This is a genomic window from Streptomyces europaeiscabiei (assembly GCF_001550375.1).
In the GTDB taxonomy this organism is placed as follows: domain Bacteria; phylum Actinomycetota; class Actinomycetes; order Streptomycetales; family Streptomycetaceae; genus Streptomyces; species Streptomyces europaeiscabiei.
In genome coordinates this window covers 19,976-38,194 of record NZ_LRTR01000829.1, presented here as the reverse complement: position 1 = coordinate 38,194, position 18,219 = coordinate 19,976, and the positions used below count along the sequence as shown (strand labels likewise).

Here is an 18,219-nt window from a genome sequence, read left to right as displayed (position 1 = left end):
GAGAATGACAGTGGCTCCGAAGGGAGTCAAGAGGGCGTCCAGCAGAATTTCTAGGGATTAACAGGGAGAAACCGGATGGAAATGAAGAGCGTCACCAGGTCACTGCGCATCCTGGAGGCGGTCGCCCAGCACCAGCCGGTCACCGTCGGGGAACTGACGAAGATCTTCGGCCTGCCGAAGTCGACCGTGCAGCGCACCCTGGTCACACTGGCCGAGGCCGGCTGGCTGCGGGCCAACCGCAAGGACACCACCCGCTGGGAGATCGGCGCCCGCGTCCTCGCCGTACGGCCCGCCGCACTTCAGGGCTCCAGCCTGCTCACCGCCGCCCGCGAGCCGATGGTCCGCCTGCGCGACGCCCTCAACGAGACAATCCACCTGTCGGTACCGGACGCCCTTCAGTGCATGGTCGTGGTGGACCGCGTCGACTCCGACCACCCGGTACGCACGTTCCACACCATCGGCGACACCTCACCCCTGCACGCCACCGCGGTGGGGCGGGCGGTTCTCGCCCACCTGCCGAAACAGGACGTCGAGGAGCTCATCGCGCAGGGGCTCGAGCGCTTCACCGACACCACGCCCGCCGATCCCGAAGAACTGCGCGCCGAACTGGACCGGATCCGCACCGACGGATATGCGGTCAACCGCAATCAGTACCGGCCCGGTGTCTGCGCCATCGCCGCACCCGTCCTGGACGAGGCCGGCGCCCCGCTCGCCTCCGTCGCCGTCTCCATGCCGGACTCCCGCTTCGACGCCGAACGGCTGCCCGAGTGGAGCCGCATGGTCGCCGAGACGGCCGCGGAGATTACGGGCCGTCGACGCGGCTGAATGCCAGACGGAAGCACTTGACAGCCGCACGGCGACATCGGCCCCTCACGCACGAGCGTGGGGGGCCGACTCGTATGACCCACGACCGTCACCGCTCTGTGCCCGACCGGGGGAGCGGGCCCGGCACAGAGCGGCTGTATCGCGCGGCTCGGTAGGCGGGTCAGGGCACTACCGCTGTCCATCGCCGCGCGGACGGGGGATGTGGCACCTCCACGGCGCCGGCCCGATGCCTGGTCCGATCATGCGTGCCGCATTGTGGAATGCTGTGCTAACATCCGGCACGAGCTTGCCCGAGGCTCCGGAGAGAGTCAAGAAGCGAAACCGAGCCTTTTACCCGTACCGCGAGGCCCCAGATGGAGATGAAGAGCGTCACCAGGTCACTGCGCATCCTGGAGGCGGTCGCCCAGCACCAGCCGGTCACCGTCGGGGAACTGACGAAGATCTTCGGTCTTCCGAAGTCGACGGTGCAGCGCACACTGGTCACACTGGCCGAGGCCGGCTGGCTGCGGGCCAACCGCAGGGACACCACCCGCTGGGAGATCGGCGCCCGCGTGCTGTCCGTGCGGCCCGCCGCACTTCAGGGCTCCAGCCTGTTCGCCGCCGCCCGCGAGCCGATGGTCCGCCTGCGCGACGCTCTGAACGAGACGGTGCACCTGGCGGTGCCGGACGCCCTTCAGTGCATGGTCGTGGTGGACCGCGTCGACTGCGATCACCCCGTGCGCACGTTCCACACCATCGGCGACACCTCACCCCTGCACGCCACCGCGGCCGGACGCGCCGTCCTGGCTCATCTGCCGCATTCCGAGATCGACCAGTTCTCAGCGGGCGCGCTGGAGGGGTACGGCAAGGAGACCATCACCGACCCGTCGGAACTGCGTGCGGAACTGCGTCGCGTCAGGCACCGCGGTTACGCCGTCAACCGCAACCAGTACCGACCGGACGTGTGCGCCGTGGCCGCGCCCGTCCTGGACGCCGGCGGCTCACCCCTGGCCGCCGTCGCCGCCTCCATGCCCGACTCCCGCTTCGATCCCGCCGGCACGGCCGAGCTGGGACGTATGGTCGCAGACACCGCGTCGGAGATCACCGCCCGCTACCTGGGCTGACGGCGGTAGGGCCGGACCGGCAGCCCGCAACGCAGCTGCCCGTGCCACCGAGTCGCTGTGAAGACTCTGGGTGTTGGCGCCGGAGGCGCTTACTGACAGTGGGCCCACAGGCGTGGGGCGTGGCCGTGGTCGGAAGATACGTAACCGATCTACGTAGACTCACGGTTGTCACGCGTGGACGCGGACTGGAGGCTCGTCCTCATGACTCCAGTCACCCCCGTGTCTCCCGAGGTCGCCGACCTGGCCGCCCGGCATCGGCTAGGGCCGGTCCAGGGCGTGTTCGCGCCGAAGCGCCTCCGTCGCGCGGTGTTCGCCGCCCATGTCTTCAACTGCCTCATGCTCATGCCGTTCTTCCTGGTCCCCGGGCTGTTGTACTACTGGTTCTGGATGCGCCGTTTCCCCGACTTCAGCCGGAAGCGGGCCGCCCAGCGGCTGCACCTGTTCGAGGAGGGGCTGGTCGTGCACCCGCCGTCCGGCGGCGAGCCGGTCGCCCTGCGTTGGGACTCCCTGCGCCTCCAGCAGGAGATCACCCAGCTGATCGTCTACGGCCGCCCCCACCCGACCAGATACGTCTACTCGGCAAGCGCCCCCGGCCAGGGGTCGGTGCGGATCACGGAGTTCTATGAGGATCCCGACGCCTGGGGTCCCTGGATGCAGGACGCGGTGGTCCGCGCGCAGGAAGCGGCCGTGCTGGAGATGCTCCGCGAGGGCGGCACGGTCCGGTTCGGAGCGCTCTCGCTCTCCCGCACGGCCGTGTCAGCCCCCGGGAAGGGCAGCCTGCCCTGGCCGAAGGTCCGGGAGGTCCAGGCCTCGGGCTTCCTGGTCCGCATCATGACCACCGGCTCCTCGAGCGACCCTGTCCGCTGGTCCCACCACCCGGCCAAGGACATCACGAACCTGCACTTGTTCCTGGCGGTCGCCCACAACCTGCGCGAGCAGTCCGCCGCCTGATACTCCAGCCGGACTTCTGTTCCTCCTGGTCAAACCGCTTGGTGGAGGGGAGCGTAGCGGGGGTGTGGCATGGGTGGGACGCATCGCCACCGGAGAGAAGGCCGACGGCGCGCTCCGCGCGAAGGGCCTCTGCCAGACGCAAGCCGAGGCCCGCACCCGGGAAGCCCAGAAGACGCCCCTGACGGACGATCACGTGCTACCGATCTCTACCCTGCCCAGCACGAGTACCCCAACAAGACGGCACACCAGCCCCGCCGACCAGCAGAAATCAGGCTGGCGGGTCCTCACTCTGTCTCGTTTGTCGAAGTAGGAGCCCGACTGTGTCCCTGCGACATCGCCACGAGTACGCCGTAGTCCTTCCTCGTGGCCTCCCGGTTGGCTTCGAAATACCGCCCTGGGAGTTCCCTGCCATCTCATGACAGGTACGCATCGCTCTCGGCCCAGATCCGCCAGGTTCGAGCCGGTACATCATTAAGAGACGTAAAGACGCCGGTTCCTCGCGTACTCCTCTCCGTTCCGCTCGCCGGACCCGCACCATCTGGCAGTGCTGGTACGTCCCGGCTTTGTCAGGGCCGCTCCCGCCCTTCCCGGCACCACCCGAGTCAGGCTGCCCTCAGCTCCACCTCCCCGCTACGACGGGTTGGAGGCGAGGGTCTCTCACCCTCGCCCGAAACACAGCGCCTCACGGCGCAACTCGAAGCAGATATAGCCCCCACAGGCCGCCCGGGCCCTTTTACCTCCGCCCAGGTCGCCTCCTTCCACACCTTCACCGACTCCTCGTCACGCTCGGCGACCCGCCGTGCGGGGACCTGCGGGCTGAAGCCGAGCCGGTGCATCAGCCTCGTCGCCCCGGAGACGCTGTAGGAGACGTGGAACTTCCTGCCGATCAGCGTGGCCACCCTCGCCGCGGTCCACACCTGGTCCTCCGTCCAGCCGTGCGCGGCCGGCCCCTGCTCGAGATACCTGGCGAGCCTTTCCAGACAGCGTGGCGACAGGCGACACCGGCCCCCGCTCGGTCCTCGCGAAAGCAGCTCGTCGGCACCGCCTTGCCGCCACAACTGCTGCCACCGGTAAGCCGACTTCAGACTCACACGCAGCTGCCGGGCCACCTCGGGCGGTTTGACCTGCTGCGCGAACAGCTCCGCCGCTTGTATCCGCACCGCTTCCCGACGCCGCCGTGCTGCAGGCGTCAGCCCGCCCCCATCCGCGTATCTCACACCCCACGGACTACCGACAACACCACACCCGCATCGGCAAGTTCAGCAAACATCACCCTAACGAGCCGAGATCAGTAACAACACCCAGCGAGCCGCGGGCCGCCCGATCACCTTCTCGGCCCCGTCGGTGCATCGGAGGCCCCCAAGGGCCGAGGATGTACCGACCCGTAGGCGCGGAGAGCGGCAACGCAAGGGCGAGGTGCTGATCCACCCGCTCCTGGCCAGCTCCACTTCGCTCGCCCACATCGTCAACCACCTCAAGGAACATCGACACGTGCGTTGGCCGCTGAACTTCCCCACCGGCCACATCCGGCCCCCGCGGGCCCGCGACGCCCGGACAGGCACCGGCTTCGACCGACCCGGACTGCGTCGAGGAAGCCCCGGCCCTCGAGGCCCAGCCCGTCCTCCGGATAGCCGACTGAACCGCCGCCCCACCCGCACGACCACGGCGCTCTCCAGACCAGGAGTGCGCCGTCGTCGTTCCCGGCCGGGAGGGGGCAGCGCGCCGGTAGCACCAGCTACACCGGATCATTCTGGAGCAGCAGAACCAGCGTCACCCGTCGCACCTCCTGGGGCCGGCCTCCGACCCGTGCAGCACCCTTGTGCTACGCGGGCCCATGCAAATACTGCGCTGCATCCACGACACCACCCTGCCGCCATCCGACGACCACCACCAGGTCCCCGCCGCAGGCCGTCGCCTCACACCTGACAGCCTCACAGCGCACCCCGTCCACCGGGGAAAACGGGGTGTGTGGCTCACAGCAAAAGTCGGGTCTCAGTGAACGGCGACGGTCACAGGACGGTGCCGTGCAGCGCGCGGCGGTCCCCGGACATCGCGTAGCGGCGGGCGGCGAGGCCGTGCTCGATGGGCTCGCCGTTCTGCTCGCACAGCAGCGCCAGAACGCCGGTCGCCGCCTCGGTGTCGGATAGGTAAGCCGGCGCGACTTCGAGCATCAGCTCGCCGATCGCGTGCGCGCTGGTGAAGAGGTCGTCGGTGAGCTGGCGCCCTGCGGCGACTACGGGATCCGCCGACGGATCGACGGGGGGGCGGAGGCGGGGCGATGCGGACGTCGCCGACGGCCTGGCGGACCACCGCGCGCACCGTCGGCTCATCGAGGGCCGTCAGGCCCCTGTGGGCGAGCGCGGCGAGGCGCCGGGTGATCAACTCCGCGACGACGTTCGCGCGGCCGGAGACGGCGATCAGGGCGCGCTGAGACAGGCCGTAGTCGAGCGCGGCCGCAGTGGCCGGGTCGGTGTCTCGCGTGCGAGACGTCTCGGTGCCGGCGGCGACGGCGCCGTGGATCGCGGACAGGGCGCGGGCGACGTCCAGGAGCCGGTACGCCTGGGCGCGGCTGATGCCGAACTCCGCGTCGCAGTACGCCTCCCAGTTGCCGTGTCCGAGCGGCACCCAGACGCGGGCGGCGTGCGCGTCGCGGACCCGGGCGGCGAGCACCGCCGCGGAGCGCCGGAGGTCGTCCATCGCCTCGCGCAGCCCGGCCGTCATCTCCCGGGCCTGCACCGCGCTCAACGGCGGCCGCGCCGGTTCGGCGACGTCGTCCTGGTCCTGGTCGTGCTCGCCCATGACTCCATCGTCCTCCGCGGCGGCGGGCCGGACCAGGGCGTGTGAACTGTCCTCTGACACTTGATCTTGGCCGTTTGTCACTCGATCTTGACCATTCCCCGGATCGTGTATGCCAGTACTTCGGGATCGCCAGGCAGCCACACCATCGCGCCGGTGCGCGACGGCAAGACCGTCACTGGTCCGATCGTGATGTTCTCCGTCGCAAGCCTGGCCAGCCCCCAGGTTCCTCGCCGACCGAGTAGTCGCACCGATGTCCCCCGGGCTAAACACTTCCTGCAGGGCATTGCATCATTTGTAATGAACTCCGCAGGTCAAACGGGTGGTGCAGGCATTTCACCCCTCATGATGTGGTCGTTCCCCCACCCCTCCTGCGAGGAGACACGGCCATGTCCGAGACCACCGAGCCCGAGATCGGCCCGATCAGGATCGGCGACCCGCTCGACGCACCCACCCATCCGATCGACGTCCCCGATCACGAGGTGTGGGACGACATCGACAAGGGCTTCGCCTGGGTCTTCCACGCCGGTGACGACCACCGCCTCACCCGGCCGGTGATCATCGCCGACGGCTTCAACCACGGCAAGAGCGAACTCGACAAGCTCTACCAGTTCCTGGACGGTGAGGACTATCCCTTCCTCACCGAACTCCGTCGAAGCGGCCGGGACGTGATCCTGCTCGGCTTCGACAACCGCACCGCGTCCATCCTGGAGAACTCGAAGGCGGCCGAGGCCACCATCCGCAAGACCATCCAGCTCCGCGAGGGCTCCGAACGGCTGATCGTCGGCGGCTTCAGCATGGGCGGGCTAATCACCCGATACACCCTTGCTCGGATGGAGACCGACTTCACCGAGGACGAGCACCAGACGGGCGTGTACTTCTCGTTCGACACCCCGCACCGCGGCGCCACCATCCCCATCGGCGTCCAGGCGTTCGCGTACCTGCTCCCGCCAGTGAACTTCAGGCCCCACCCCTTCAGGCAGCAGATGAACAGCGCAGCGGCCCGTCAGATGCTGTGGCAGCACTACGACGAGGCGACCAAGAAGACCGGGGTGGCCCCCGAGCGCACGGCGCTGCTGAACGAGCTGGCGCGGGTCGGCCAGTGGCCGCAGATTCCGCGCAAGCTGGCCGTCGCCAACGGCCGCGGCGACGCCATCGGGCTGCCCGACGTAGGGCCCGGCGAGGTCGCCCTGCGGGTCGACGTCCGCTACCCCGGCACCACCTTCTACGCCCAGGCACAGGGCGACGACGTGACGGTCGCCTACCTGTACCGGAAGTTCCCGGAGACCGAGCAGACCATCACGACCAGCGGCTTCCCGGACCTGGACGGCGCACCCGGCGGGACGCTTGCGACGTACGAGATCCTCGCCAACTCCATGATCGAAGCAGGCGGCGAGGCGGACCTGCGGCACCCGAAGGTGTGCTTCGTCCCCTCGGTCAGCGCGGTCGACATCCTGGACTTCGAGCGCCAGGAAGACCTGTACACCAGGGTCGACAGCCTGGACCCCTCCCAGAGCAGCGTGGACGCGTTCCACTGCTCGTCCACGACGACCCCGCACACCCTCCCGACCGAGGAGCTGTGCACCTGGCTGATCGGGGAGTTCGACCGCTGACCCCTGGCCCGCCCCGGAACAATGGACGCCGCCCTTCGCCACATCGACGGGATGAGGCGGCGTCCGCAACACCTACGGCCAGGTCAGCAGATCACAGGGGTGCTCTCACCCTTCCTGGCCGAGGGGCTGCGGGAGTCGACCGAGTCGTGGGCCGACCTGCTGCGCGATTGCCGCAGGGGCGGCACGTGTGATCCGGAGCCGGTCGTTGGTGACGGAGCGATGGGCTTCTGGAAGGCGCTCGCCAAATGATCGCTCGCAGGTCAACCTGTGCTCACCCTGCGGGATTTGAGGAGTCCACTCCGATGCTGTGGCACGGCTGGACGGGGGTTTCGGGCCGGCCCGCCACCCTGGACGTGATGCTGTCCCGCTCGCCTGTGAAGGCGGGCGGGACAGCATCATGGTTGCGTCGTCACTTCAGTGCGCTCGCACTGAGGCTCCGTAACTGTCGGTCTGGCGGAGTACCGCCACATCCTGGGCCGGTGCCGGCCAGGCCTGGATGAGGTACTGCCGGGACCGGTGCACGACAAGTCACTGATGTCGAACTGGTGGTACTGGACGGGGACGTTTCCCTTGCCCCGTTCCATCTCGTCACTCATCTCGCAGTCCTCTGCCAGGCACTGGATGCCTACTTGATCCACATCAGGAACTTGTCCTTCTCAATGATGCGGATATGCAGGTAGAACCGGCCCACGGCCTTGCCGCCTTCCTCATTCTGTTCGCCGTCGATCACGTGTCGGCTGAATTTGCCGCCGCCGGTCTTGGCGCCCTGCCATGTCGACGCGAAGAGGCACTCGTCGCACTGCTTGCCCTTCGGCTGTTCCAGGCTCGACGGACACGCCGTTCTCCAGTTGGTCTTGATCTTGGCCTTGTGGCTTCGTTCACTTTCAGCAGCAGCGTTTGTCCAGCAGTTTGGAGGCGATGGATGTTCTCAGCGCCCTCAGATGCTCACGCGAAATGACAGCGCTTCCGCTGAGTCGGTTCATCCGGAAGGGCCGCCGCCCGGCCGGAGGCCCTTGCGGACCAGTGCCATCAACTTCCGGTCAACGACGGCGGGATGAAGCTGTATCGCGAGTGCCGAGAACCTGTGTGCTATGAACAGGCATGGCATTGAAGATCGAGCGAACTGACACGCGTACGTGGCCGGATGAGCAGCTGAAGGAGCTTTTCAGTGAGGGCTTTCCGGAGTTCATCAGCGCTGACCGCCTAGTGAAGGAGTACATAGGCAGGGTCGGTGCGTGGTTCGCCGGTCTGGACCTCACGCTGGTGGATGAGCACGAGGCGCCGGTCGCATCGGGCTGGGGTGTACCAATCCACTGGGACGGCCTGACCGAGACGCTCCCCACCGGGTATACCCAGGCCCTTGTCCGTGCGGTCGAAGGGCGTGAGCAGGGGACCGAAGCCAACACCCTGGTTATCTGCGGAGCTGTCGTCACCCCGTCGCTCAAGGGGCGCGGACTTGCGGGAGAGACCCTCAAAGCTTTGCGTCAGACCGCCGAAAAAGCTGGCTTCGTCCAGGTCATCGCGCCGGTCCGCCCGACGATGAAGGCGCAGTATCCGTTGACACCCATCGAAACCTTCATGAGGTGGAGCCGTGAGGACGGGATGGCCCTTGACCCGTGGATTCGGACCCATCAGCGCCTCGGTGCCGAGATCCTTTCGGCGGCTCCCGCTTCGCAGACGATGACCGGCTCGGTTGCTGAGTGGGAACAGTGGACGGGAATGGCCTTCCCCGAGTCAGGTGACTACGTGATTCCAGGAGGATTGAGCCTGCTTCGGGTCGACCGGTCCTCCGATCATGGCGTGTATCGCGAGCCCAATATCTGGATGCGGCACAGCTGAACAAGGCAGCACGCGTGCCGACGCAAAGCATTTGGTTGGTGGCCCGGCGCCGCCGGTGAGGCGTCGGGCCATCGGCACGGGACGTCAGGTATCAGCCTGTCTTGGCGGGTTCCTCAGCTCGTGCTCGGGTGCTGGCGAGGCGGTAGGAGTCAGTGCCGGTCACGTTCTTGACCTGCCGGGCCCCGCGCGGACCGATCCGCGCGGACCTGGTGGGCGATGTCGTCGAGCGGGCCTGCCTGCGAGCGGGGCTGCCCCGCGTGGGTCCGCACCGGCTTCGGCATGCCCTGGCCGGCGAGATGCTGCGGCAGGGTACCGGACTGACCGCGATCGGCCAGGTGAACTTTCCCCAAGGCCGGGTAGTTAGCGTTTCTGCAGGTCACGCAAGTCAGTTGAAGGTGTGCCCGACGTAGAGCAACGGAGCTCGTTGGTACAGGCAGTCGACCAAGACAGCTTGTATCCGAGGAGCTCCGTTGCCGTCTCATCATGTCCCGCCAACTCCTGTGATGGCCATCACCCGTACGGTCACTGTGGCCGCCGGGAGGTTCGCTGCCGGACAGCTCGGTGGCCTGACTCCTTTCCTACCCTTCGAGTTGGTGGATGCCGTCCTGGAGGAGACCCGCGCGGTCCAGTAGCGTCTTCGGGACTTGCCCTCACGGGTCGGGTGTACTTCGTGGTGGCGATGTGCCTGTTCCCTGAGGTTGGCTACCGGCTGGTGTGGGACAAGCTGACCTGCGGAATCGGGCGTGTCCGGCCGGCCCCCAGCGCGAAGGGTCTGCGTGATCTGCGCCGCCGGGTGGGCTGCGCCCCGATGAAGGCCCTGTTCGAGGTGGTGGCCGGAGCGCTGTCTGAGCCACGGACGCCCGGCGTGCGCTTCGGCCCGTACCGCACGGTCTCCTTCGACGGCTGCAGCTCGATCAAGACCCCGGACAGTGAGCGCAACCGGGGCTGGCTGGGGCGGTGCCCGCACGGCGGCTATCCGCAGGTCGAGCTCATGACGCTGGCTGGGTCCCGAGATGCTGGTGCTGTGGGACCGGGGCTTCGACAGCAACGACTTCCTCGCCGCCGTGCACGCCACCGGCGCCCACGTGGTGGGCCGCATCCGACAGCGCCGCCGCCCGCCGGTCCTCACAGCCCTCCCGGACTCCTCGTACCTCTCGGTCATCGGCACTGTCGCCGTGCGCATCATCGAGGCTCAGGTAAGCGTGACGTGCGCCGACGGCAGTACCTTCGACGGCTCCTACCGGCTGGTGACCACCCTGCTGGACGCCCGGCGCTACCCCGCCGACCGTCTCGTGCGCCTCTATCACGAGCGTTGGGAGCACGAGAGCGCCTACTACGCCCTGCGCCACACCATTCTGCGCGGGCGCGTCCTGCGCTCATGCGACCCAGGCGGCGTCAAGCAGGAGATGTGGTCCCTGCTGATCTGCTACCAGCTCCTGCGTCGGGCCATCGCCGAGACGGCTCAGTCGCGGCCGGGCACCGACCTCGACCGATGCGGATTCACGATCGCTCTCCACACCGCCCGCGACCTGCTGGTACGCGCGGAAGAAGTCTTCGAGCAGGGCATCGGGGCCATCGGACGGCGGATCCTGACGGAGCTGGCCCCGCCGAGTCGGCCCCGCGTCAGTACCCGCAAGGTGAAATCGCCGACCTCGCGCTACGCGGAAAGGAAGATGGACGGCCGCCCCGACCAGAGCCGGACCGTGACCTCCGTGACGATCGCGCTCCTGCCACCCCCGTCCCCTCGCCCCGCGCTGCCGGACACCACGGTCCCCGACTACGTCGGCCCCGGCCAGATCAGCAACCGCACGACCCGCGTCCTCGCGGTCCTGCAGGCAGAGCCCGAGCGGCAGTGGCGGGCCAGAGAGATCGCCGAACTCCTCGGCGACGTCACCATGGTCGCCACCTATCAACAACTCGCCCGCTGGACCGAAAGAGGGCTGATCAAGAGGGTTCGTACCGGCCGCTACGCGGCAGCCGCACCAACGAGGACCGCCACCTTGCGTGACCTGCAGAAACGCTAACTACCCGGCCTTGGGGAAACTTCAAGGGTTTCAGTAGCGCAAGATCCGGACACTGCGGCACGTGAAATACGCAGGCTAGAGGTCGAGGACGGCGCGCAGCGCCTGGTCGACACGTGCCATCGCCTCGGGGGCGACCTCGCCGAGAAGCTTGGCGCCGTCGAATCGGGTGGCCCGCAGCTGCTGCATGTTGACCGCGACGGCGGTGCACGGGACCGGGTCGCCGATCACGACGGACATAGCCGTGTCGGGGAATCTCCCGGAGGGGTGCAGCACGATCACGACCACCGCGCCGTAAGCCTCTTCCAGGCCGGTCAGGGAAACGATCAGAACGTTGCGCTCGTCGGGGAGGACCCAGACCTCGCCACGCTTCACAGAGTGTCTCCCTCGCCCGCGAGATCGTCTCCGAGGCCGAGGCCGGCGAGCTGGTGCGCGGCATCGAGGGTCGCGGCGCGGCGGGCGGCGCGGACTATCCACGCGTTCACGCTCATGTTGGCGCCCGAAGCCGCCGCCTTGATCGAGGGGGCCAGTTCATCAGGGATGCGCAGCGTCATTGTGGTGACAGACATGAATGCAGAATAGCCACCGTTTCACGGTGGCGTCATCCGGTGGCACGAGGTGAGCCCGCGCGGCGGCCCTACGGCGGGCAGACCGCTTCTCGCCGGGCGTGATGACCGCCGGTGCGCTTCGGTGTCTATGGATGGCTGTGGCACACGGACCAGACCTCTTCGAGGAATGCCGGGTAGTCCTCGCCGTAGGTGACCACGCCCGCGTACACCGCGTCCAGGGCGGCCTGGAGCGGGTCGGCGTGGGCGGCATCGGCCAGTGCGGGCAGGGCCATGTGCGGCTGCGACATCCGCAGGGACGGGTCGGGGGCCCCGATGACGACGGCCATGGTGTACGGGGCCGGGCTGTCGTCGGGCTGCGGTGCGGGCGGGCTCGGCGGTTTCGCCATGGCAGCCGCGGGGCCCACCACTGGCGGTGATTCCTGTGAGGGTTTTAGCAGAGGCTCCTGGCCCCCTGGGGGAACGGGCGGGTGGTAGGGCGGCCGTTCGGGCGGGATGGCCCGGCCGACGGTCCTGTTCGGGACACGCGGGTCCGAATCCAGTACCCGCCACAGGCGGTCCGGGTCGTCGAAGGGCGGCGGCAGCGGACGGCCGGCGGCCAGGGCCGTGAGGGCGTCGGAGATCCAGTCCAGGCCGGTCAGACCGGCCCTCTCGCAGGCCCGGCGGGCCGCGAGCAGGGCCACCGAGCGCTGGGTGGTGGGGCCGGCGGCGTCGATGGCGTGCAGGAGTGCGGGGTCGAAATCACGCAGGCCTCGGACGTTGCCGCCGACGGCGCGCAGAGCCTGGCTGGGCAGCTGCCCACCCCATTCCCACCGCTCGTGGGCGAGCAGGCGTTCTCGTTCTGCTTGCTGCTGGGTGAGGCGGGCTTGGTGTTCGGCTGCGGCGCGTTCGGCGGGTGTGGGAGGGGGCGGCTGCTGTCGGGCGTAGTCATGCCAGTAGGCGGCGTTCTGCGAGGTCTGCTTGAGTACCTGGTCGGGCCGCGGCGACGCGGGCCAGAACTGCAGCAGGTATCTGTCGAGTTCGGGTTCGTCGTCCGAGCGGGTGTCTTGCTCGCGTGCCGCGTCCATGCCTGTGGCGCAGTAGCGCACCCGGTAGTCGGTTTCTTCCAGGTCCAGCTCCCAGGTGTCCTCGCCTGCCCATTCCATGAGCACGCTGGTGGCGGACAGTGGGCGGAAGGACACCTCCACGACGTCCTCCCATGCCGGGTCCAACGGCGGGGCCTGGTCGTGGACTTCGACGGTGAAGGGGACGCTGCCGGTGTGCAGCCCGGTCGTCAGCCACAGCGCCCCGGGAATCGCCGCCCCGCACAGTCCACTGCTCTGCCCGGCGAACGCCTCCGCGAGACCGGGACCGAAACCGTCCGGGTCACTCTCGACATAGATCTGGCCGTAGTGAACATGTACCTCGCCATCGACGGGCCTGCGCACTTCACACCCTCCCCGATACGAGTGTGCGCCGGATGCGGCAGTCCCTCATAGGTGGCACGGAGATGGCGCCTTGTGACGGGCGGCGTCGGCCGAGGCCGGTGAGCGGCGAGGCTGCCTGGACCATGGTGGGCGGGCCTTCTTCCTGAGATGGGGCAGGGGTGTGCGGCGGCCGACGGCGGGACGGCAGCCACGCTACCGGCTCGGTCCCGGGCCGGCTGGGAGAAGTACAGTTACTTCCCAGGCCACAGGCTGTACGCCGTCACTTTTCGACACGGTTGCGCCCGGGCCCCCTGGATCTGGTCGTGCGTGCGACGGCCGACCGTCGGCCGTCCGGCAGGGGAGGATGCCCGGGAGGCGCTGCGGTCGCTCGTCTTCGGCCGTTGCGGTAAGTGCCGCCGGGCACCGCGATCACCCTCCTTGCCGGGACGGCGACCTTTTCCAGGCCTGGGTGAACAGCTCGTGCAGCGGGAGCGGGGAGAGCAGGCGGCAGAACGGGCCGTATATGTCTTTGCCGTTGGAGTTGGGGGCGGCGTACGGGGTGAGTTTGGCCGTCTCCAGGGGGAGGTGTGGGGTCTTGAGGTCGGTCCAGGGGCCCGGGATGAAGGCGGTACGGCCCGCGCGGGGGCGTTTGCCGGTCTCGGTGAGGCCGCTGGTGGCGAGGGCGGACTGCGCGGCTTTGTGGCGGGCCGGGGACCAGGCGTTCCAGCGGCGGATGTTGCGGTCCGTGGGGTGGGCGAGGGTAAGGAGCTGGAGGTGGAGGGCGGCGGCGTCCTCGTCGAGGGAGAGGGCGGTGGCGACCTCGCCGACCAGGGCCGGGACGCTGAGGAGGGGATTAGCTTCGTAGGAGCCGGGCGGCACCGGGGTGGTGGCGGCGCGCTGGACCATGCGGGCCAGGCCGCCGTCGGGGGTGTAGAGCTGGGTGACGTCGGGGGTGGAGGCTCGGAGGAAGACGTTGCCGTTCGGGACGGTGACGACGAGGCTGCCGTTGTCGTACGCCGACGGGAGCGTGTGACCGTCCGGCTGGTAGGGCCTGCTGCGCAGGTGGAGCCGGCCTTCGTACGGCTTGAAGGACGGGGCCGTCGCCACGGATGCAGCCTGGTCCGGGCGGGGGGCCAGGGGGATCAGGTACGTCGGGGAGTCCAGCAGGGTGCGCAGGTCTTGGTACAGACCGGTGGCCCAGGTGACGGACGGGTCGCCCACGGGGCGTTCGGTGAGCGCCCAGGCCAGGGCCGTCGCCGGGACCACGTGCGGCAGGTCGTCGGGGTGTATCCAGGAGCCGGTCGTGCCGTCGGACTCGTCGCGGTGCAGGGAGAAGTGCCCTGAGACGCTGCCCTCGGCCAGTGTGAACCCCTTGTCCTGGGCGGGGATCGCCTCGCCCCTCGCGAGGCGGTGGGCCCAATCACCGGTGATGCCGAGGTCGGTCTCCAGGCCGTCGGCCAGGTGCTCGTCGACGTACGGGGTCCGCCCGACGCGCCCGGTCCAGGCGTCGGCCATGCGCTCGGCGGCGGCGACCATACCGTCCTCCGTCCAGAGGCCGGGCAGTTCGGCCGGGTCGTCGGGCAGGCCCGCCGCGAGGACGGCCAGTCTGCCGGAGGACCCGAGCCGGTATTCGCCGTATGCCCAGGCCAGGCTCTGGCTCGCGTTGTACGGCGCCGACCGCAGCAGTTTGTCGTACTCCTTCCCGGCGCCGTAGGGCAGGCCACCCAGCGTCAGGGCGGAGATGGCCCGCCGTACGCCTGTGCGGCGGGAGAACGCCTCCAGCGCGGCGGGCGAGAGGGGCAAGGGGCCCCGCGCCGCGAGGAGTTCGAGCAGTCGGGCGAGACGGGTACGGTCGTCACGGGTGAGCGTGACGGTCGTGCACCCGGTGGCCTCCGCGGGTGCCGGGTCCGTGGCCCGCTGGACGAAGCGCTCCCCGGTGTCACCCTTGACACCCGGGTCGTCCGGTGGTCCGGATGCGATCACCCGGCCCTCCGCCCGGTGCGCCGCGAGCGCGGACGCCGGTGCCTGCCCCGTGCGCCAACTGCTGCCGCCCTCTGCGAAGGGCTGTTCGCGCCAGGTCTCCAGCAGGGCCAGCAGACAGGCCCGTTCGGAATCGGCGGTCGTGGACATGAGCGCTCGCCAGGCCACCGCGTCGATCGAGCCGAGCAGCACGGTCCAGTCGACGGGCCGGGCCGCAGGCGCGAGACGGCGGGTCTCGTCGTCGATCTCGCCGCGCAGGTGGCGGCCGTCGGCGGCCAGAGCGGTGAGCATGGCGGGCTGCGGCTGGGGCCTGGGAGCCTTGTAGTGCACGGGTTCGTCCCGCAGGCCGCGCAGTGCGGTGGTCAGCTCCGTGTCCGGTACGGGGTTCTTCAGCGTGACGGCGGGTGCGGACCGCATGACGCCGACCCGCCGGGAGAGCTCCTCGCGGCGGCGCCGCACGTCGGCGGCCAGGCGGACCGCGCGCAGCACGCCGTCACGGAGGTCGGGGTCCGTCAACTCCGGCATTACCTCCAGCAGTACGTCGGTGAGGCTGGCCGGGGAGTCGAGGAGACGGCGTACGGTCTCGTCGTCGACCGCACGCAGCGCGGCCGAGGCCGCCGGGTCCCGGGGGACGAGGAAGTGCCAGTACGCGGGCGGGGGGAACGGCATGGGTCCGGCGGCGGCCGGCGGCTTGTGCCACGGGTGCTTGGGGTCCGGGAAACCGCGGACCTCCCACAGCAGCGAACCGTCTTCGACCGCGGCGCATCGGACGTTGATCTGCTCCGCCAGCACGCCGTCCTCGCCGCCCTCGGGCAGCCGCAGGATGCCCCATGGGTCCTGGCCCTGCCGTGAGACCCGGTAGGTCGCCTCGCGCCCGTCGATTCCCTCCAGGACGAACCGGTCGGGTGCGTTGTTCCGGTACTTCGTACGGAACAGCACCCGGAAACCGACCAGGGAACCGGCCTGTCCCAGCGGGGACTCGGGGGCGCCCGGCGGCATCGGGGCCAGGGAGAGGGTCTCCTTGAAGACCGCAGTGCCCGGGGGCAGGGTGCCCGTGCCGGGGAAGTCCGGCAGGGTGGTGTCCTCGGTACGGGCGCCGGTGGTCGGGTCGACGCGGGCCCATCCGTCCCCGTACACCTGCGCGCTCCACACCCGCTTGCCGTCCGACATCTGTAGTTCGTGGTTGTCGATGCCCTCGCGGCCGCCGGGGCGCAGCACCCGCTCGCCGTCGTGCCGGCCGTCGCCGTCGGCGGTCTCGAACTGGAAGCCGAGGGCACCGTCGATGGAGCCGCCGTACGGCACCATGCCGCTGGCGTTCTCCGGCTCGAAGACCTCGTCGGGGGCGTCCGCCCAGAAGGCGCGGTCACTGCAGTAGGGGTTCGTGTCCGTCGTCCAGGCGACCAGGAACTTCCCGCCCACGTAGTGCACGGTGTGCAGGGTCGCGTCGTCCGGGACGCGGTAGGTGCAGGAGGCGCGGCGGCCTGCGTGGTCGACGGCGATGGCCCGGTCGCGGGAGTACAGCGTCAGCACGGGCCAGGTGCAGGTCACGGCCGTGATCTCGGCGAGGGGCAGTTCGGTGAGGGCGTCCTCCAGCGCGGGCCAGCCCAGTTCCTCCGGCAGCCCGGCCCGCAGGGCGCGGGTCAGCGGGCCGGTCAGGTCGAGGGAGGCGAGGGCCTCCTCGATGCCGTCCAGCGCGGTGGCGGTGGGGCGGTCCAGGAGGGTGGTCAGTTCGTCGATCGCCTCGTGGGCCGCACCGAGCCCGCCGCCGCGCAGGGCGTCGAGCAGGCTGTTGATCCGGGTCAGGACCTCGGCGGCGATGCCCTCGTTGCCCGGCAGCCGGGTGATCGCCGTACCGCCTCCGCCTCCGCCCCGTTCACGGCTGTGCAGGCCTTCATGGACCGTGCCCTCCAAGCGGCGGCCGAAGACCGGATGCGCGGCCACCGCCTTCAGATCGCGGCGCGAGCGGTCGCCCCAGAACTGCAGCAGGACCGTCTCGCCCGGGTCGTGCACCTCGATGCCCTCGGCCAGGCAGGCGTCCAGCAAATCCGCGTCGATATCGGTGAGGTGCCGCCACTTGGTCTCGTGCAGCCGCACTGGCTCGCCCGCCGCGCGCAGGCGCGGGGCGAACAGCGCCAGCAGCTCGAACAGCTCGGGCGGCATGGGCTGACGGGAGACACCGCCGTACGGAACCTGGCGGTACGCGTACTCTCGGGCGAACCGGCTCAGCCAGGCGCTCAGCCCGCCGTCCGGGGTGATGCGCCCCGCCGCCACCGACTCGGCCGCTCCGGAGCGCAGCAGCAGACGCACCCAGGGGGCGGAGTCCGCCCGCGTCGGCGGAAACAGGTCCAGCAGCACCGCCTGCACGGCGTCATCCTGCGGATGCTTGGCCATCACGGCCGCCGCCGCGTCCAGCAGGGCGTTCGGCACTGCCTTGCCGTGTGCCCCGCGCAGCGCCACGCCCAGCAGCCGGGCCTCCTCGTCCGTGCCCAGCCCGGCGGCCCGGGCGGAGGAACGGATCAGCTTGGCCAGGTCGGCGGGGAGGTCACCGGGAGAGGCCGCCCAGGCCTCCAGCAGCCGTATGGTCTCCTGGTGCGCCCGCTCCGGCGGCAACGTTGCCGCCAGTCGGCCCTGATGGGTCGTCAACTCCTTGGCGGGCAGCGCACCGGCCCGCGCGAACATCAGCACGTTCTCCCGGAGCCGGTCCGTGTCCACGGGCAGCGCGTGGTCCCGCTCGGCCTTCCGGGCGAGGGCGTAGGCGCGGCTCGCCTGCTTGGGGAACGAAAGGCTCATGCGGTGGGCGACGGAGTCCCAGAACGGCGGCAGGTGCGCCGGGGGCAACCGCCGTGCCCGCCAGGTCATGTCGTCCAGAAACCGGCCCGGCTTCTCGTGTGTCCGGAACAGGCCCGACTCGGCTGCCTCCATCAACTCGCGCGCGGCCGGCTCGGCGCCCGCGTCGTGGGTGAGGACCCAGTCGACGTACGGCACCAGGGAGTTGGGTTTCGGAGGCAGCGTGACGGTCATGCGGAAGATCGTGACACGCGCCACTGACAGTCAGGCATGATCCGCCCCCAGAGGCCTGGCCGCCCTCGATATCCCGCTGTACAAGAGGATTCCCACAC

12 protein-coding genes and 4 pseudogenes are annotated in these 18,219 nt (G+C 69.6%); 9 read left to right on the top strand and 7 right to left on the bottom strand.

The features are described from left to right. Nucleotides 1-81: 81 nt before the first annotated feature. From AWZ10_RS41415 to AWZ10_RS41405, 3 genes are all read left to right on the top strand, one after another. On the top strand, nucleotides 82-825 hold the full coding sequence (locus AWZ10_RS41415) for an IclR family transcriptional regulator (RefSeq protein ID WP_046703212.1): 744 nt from the start codon (nucleotides 82-84) through the stop codon (nucleotides 823-825). Between the two features lie 359 nt (nucleotides 826-1,184). Beyond that, complete coding sequence (locus AWZ10_RS41410) at nucleotides 1,185-1,928, top strand: IclR family transcriptional regulator (RefSeq protein ID WP_046703211.1); 744 nt, start codon at nucleotides 1,185-1,187, stop codon at nucleotides 1,926-1,928. A gap of 201 nt (nucleotides 1,929-2,129) precedes the next feature. Continuing rightward, entirely contained in the window at nucleotides 2,130-2,879 is a 750-nt protein-coding gene (locus AWZ10_RS41405) for a DUF6585 family protein (RefSeq protein ID WP_159014965.1), read from the top strand. Between the two features lie 695 nt (nucleotides 2,880-3,574). On the opposite strand, the pseudogene AWZ10_RS41400 reads toward AWZ10_RS41405, so the two are convergent. Continuing rightward, nucleotides 3,575-4,096: pseudogene (locus AWZ10_RS41400) on the bottom strand (winged helix-turn-helix domain-containing protein); the annotation flags it as partial. 792 nt (nucleotides 4,097-4,888) lie between these two features. After that, the gene (locus AWZ10_RS53240; protein ID WP_208618649.1) at nucleotides 4,889-5,050 is read right to left on the bottom strand and encodes a hypothetical protein; all 162 of its coding nucleotides are present in this window, start codon (nucleotides 5,048-5,050) and stop codon (nucleotides 4,889-4,891) included. A gap of 40 nt (nucleotides 5,051-5,090) precedes the next feature. Here AWZ10_RS53240 and AWZ10_RS54670 point away from each other — a divergent pair, with 40 nt between their 5' ends. The 3 genes and pseudogenes from AWZ10_RS54670 to AWZ10_RS51060 all read left to right on the top strand — a co-directional run. After that, nucleotides 5,091-5,723 carry a hypothetical protein gene (locus AWZ10_RS54670; RefSeq protein ID WP_244172726.1) on the top strand — a complete coding sequence of 211 codons (633 nt, stop codon included), beginning with the start codon at nucleotides 5,091-5,093 and terminating at the stop codon, nucleotides 5,721-5,723. Nucleotides 5,724-6,064: 341 nt separating this feature from the next. Continuing rightward, on the top strand, nucleotides 6,065-7,288 hold the full coding sequence (locus AWZ10_RS41385; RefSeq protein ID WP_060893659.1) for an esterase/lipase family protein: 1,224 nt from the start codon (nucleotides 6,065-6,067) through the stop codon (nucleotides 7,286-7,288). A gap of 114 nt (nucleotides 7,289-7,402) precedes the next feature. After that, nucleotides 7,403-7,528 (top strand): annotated as a pseudogene (locus tag AWZ10_RS51060) (IS256 family transposase); the annotation flags it as partial. A 385-nt stretch (nucleotides 7,529-7,913) separates the two neighbouring features. Here the strand turns inward: AWZ10_RS51060 and AWZ10_RS56095 are convergent. Continuing rightward, nucleotides 7,914-8,171 (bottom strand): annotated as a pseudogene (locus tag AWZ10_RS56095) (NucA/NucB deoxyribonuclease domain-containing protein); the annotation flags it as partial. Between the two features lie 218 nt (nucleotides 8,172-8,389). Between AWZ10_RS56095 and AWZ10_RS41375 the strand changes: the two are divergent. The 3 genes and pseudogenes from AWZ10_RS41375 to AWZ10_RS41370 all read left to right on the top strand — a co-directional run bounded on the left by AWZ10_RS41375 (nucleotide 8,390) and on the right by AWZ10_RS41370 (nucleotide 11,151). Next, entirely contained in the window at nucleotides 8,390-9,127 is a 738-nt protein-coding gene (locus AWZ10_RS41375; protein WP_046703167.1) for a hypothetical protein, read from the top strand. Nucleotides 9,128-9,806: 679 nt separating this feature from the next. Beyond that, nucleotides 9,807-9,893: pseudogene (locus AWZ10_RS54665) on the top strand (hypothetical protein); the annotation flags it as partial. A gap of 247 nt (nucleotides 9,894-10,140) precedes the next feature. After that, complete coding sequence (locus AWZ10_RS41370) at nucleotides 10,141-11,151, top strand: transposase (RefSeq protein ID WP_060893661.1); 1,011 nt, start codon at nucleotides 10,141-10,143, stop codon at nucleotides 11,149-11,151. Between the two features lie 75 nt (nucleotides 11,152-11,226). Here AWZ10_RS41370 and AWZ10_RS41365 read toward each other — a convergent pair whose 3' ends face one another. The 4 genes from AWZ10_RS41365 to AWZ10_RS41350 all read right to left on the bottom strand — a co-directional run bounded on the left by AWZ10_RS41365 (nucleotide 11,227) and on the right by AWZ10_RS41350 (nucleotide 18,121). Further along, a complete protein-coding gene (locus AWZ10_RS41365) occupies nucleotides 11,227-11,523 on the bottom strand; it encodes a hypothetical protein (RefSeq protein ID WP_005477573.1) in 297 nt (98 codons plus the stop codon). Beyond that, on the bottom strand, nucleotides 11,520-11,717 hold the full coding sequence (locus AWZ10_RS41360) for a toxin-antitoxin system HicB family antitoxin (protein WP_234360654.1): 198 nt from the start codon (nucleotides 11,715-11,717) through the stop codon (nucleotides 11,520-11,522). Before AWZ10_RS41360 ends, AWZ10_RS41365 begins: the two co-directional genes overlap by 4 nt. Nucleotides 11,718-11,842: 125 nt before the next feature. Further along, entirely contained in the window at nucleotides 11,843-13,141 is a 1,299-nt protein-coding gene (locus tag AWZ10_RS53235) for a hypothetical protein (RefSeq protein WP_060893662.1), read from the bottom strand. Nucleotides 13,142-13,549: 408 nt separating this feature from the next. Further along, nucleotides 13,550-18,121, bottom strand: a complete 4,572-nt coding sequence (locus tag AWZ10_RS41350; RefSeq protein ID WP_060893733.1) for a hypothetical protein — start codon at nucleotides 18,119-18,121, stop codon at nucleotides 13,550-13,552. Nucleotides 18,122-18,219 lie beyond the last annotated feature (98 nt).

What these genes read in the sequence shown, in the direction of transcription:
- AWZ10_RS41375 (WP_046703167.1), top strand. Translation starts at nt 8,390, where the DNA reads ATGGCATTGAAGATCGAGCGAACTGACACGCGTACGTGGCCGGATGAG.
- AWZ10_RS41370 (WP_060893661.1), top strand. Translation starts at nt 10,141, where the DNA reads ATGCTGGTGCTGTGGGACCGGGGCTTCGACAGCAACGACTTCCTCGCC.
- AWZ10_RS41360 (WP_234360654.1), bottom strand. Translation starts at nt 11,717, where the DNA reads ATGTCTGTCACCACAATGACGCTGCGCATCCCTGATGAACTGGCCCCC.
- AWZ10_RS41350 (WP_060893733.1), bottom strand. Translation starts at nt 18,121, where the DNA reads ATGACCGTCACGCTGCCTCCGAAACCCAACTCCCTGGTGCCGTACGTC.
- AWZ10_RS41415 (WP_046703212.1), top strand. Translation starts at nt 82, where the DNA reads ATGAAGAGCGTCACCAGGTCACTGCGCATCCTGGAGGCGGTCGCCCAG.
- AWZ10_RS41405 (WP_159014965.1), top strand. Translation starts at nt 2,130, where the DNA reads ATGACTCCAGTCACCCCCGTGTCTCCCGAGGTCGCCGACCTGGCCGCC.
- AWZ10_RS41385 (WP_060893659.1), top strand. Translation starts at nt 6,065, where the DNA reads ATGTCCGAGACCACCGAGCCCGAGATCGGCCCGATCAGGATCGGCGAC.
- AWZ10_RS53240 (WP_208618649.1), bottom strand. Translation starts at nt 5,050, where the DNA reads ATGCTCGAAGTCGCGCCGGCTTACCTATCCGACACCGAGGCGGCGACC.
- AWZ10_RS41410 (WP_046703211.1), top strand. Translation starts at nt 1,185, where the DNA reads ATGAAGAGCGTCACCAGGTCACTGCGCATCCTGGAGGCGGTCGCCCAG.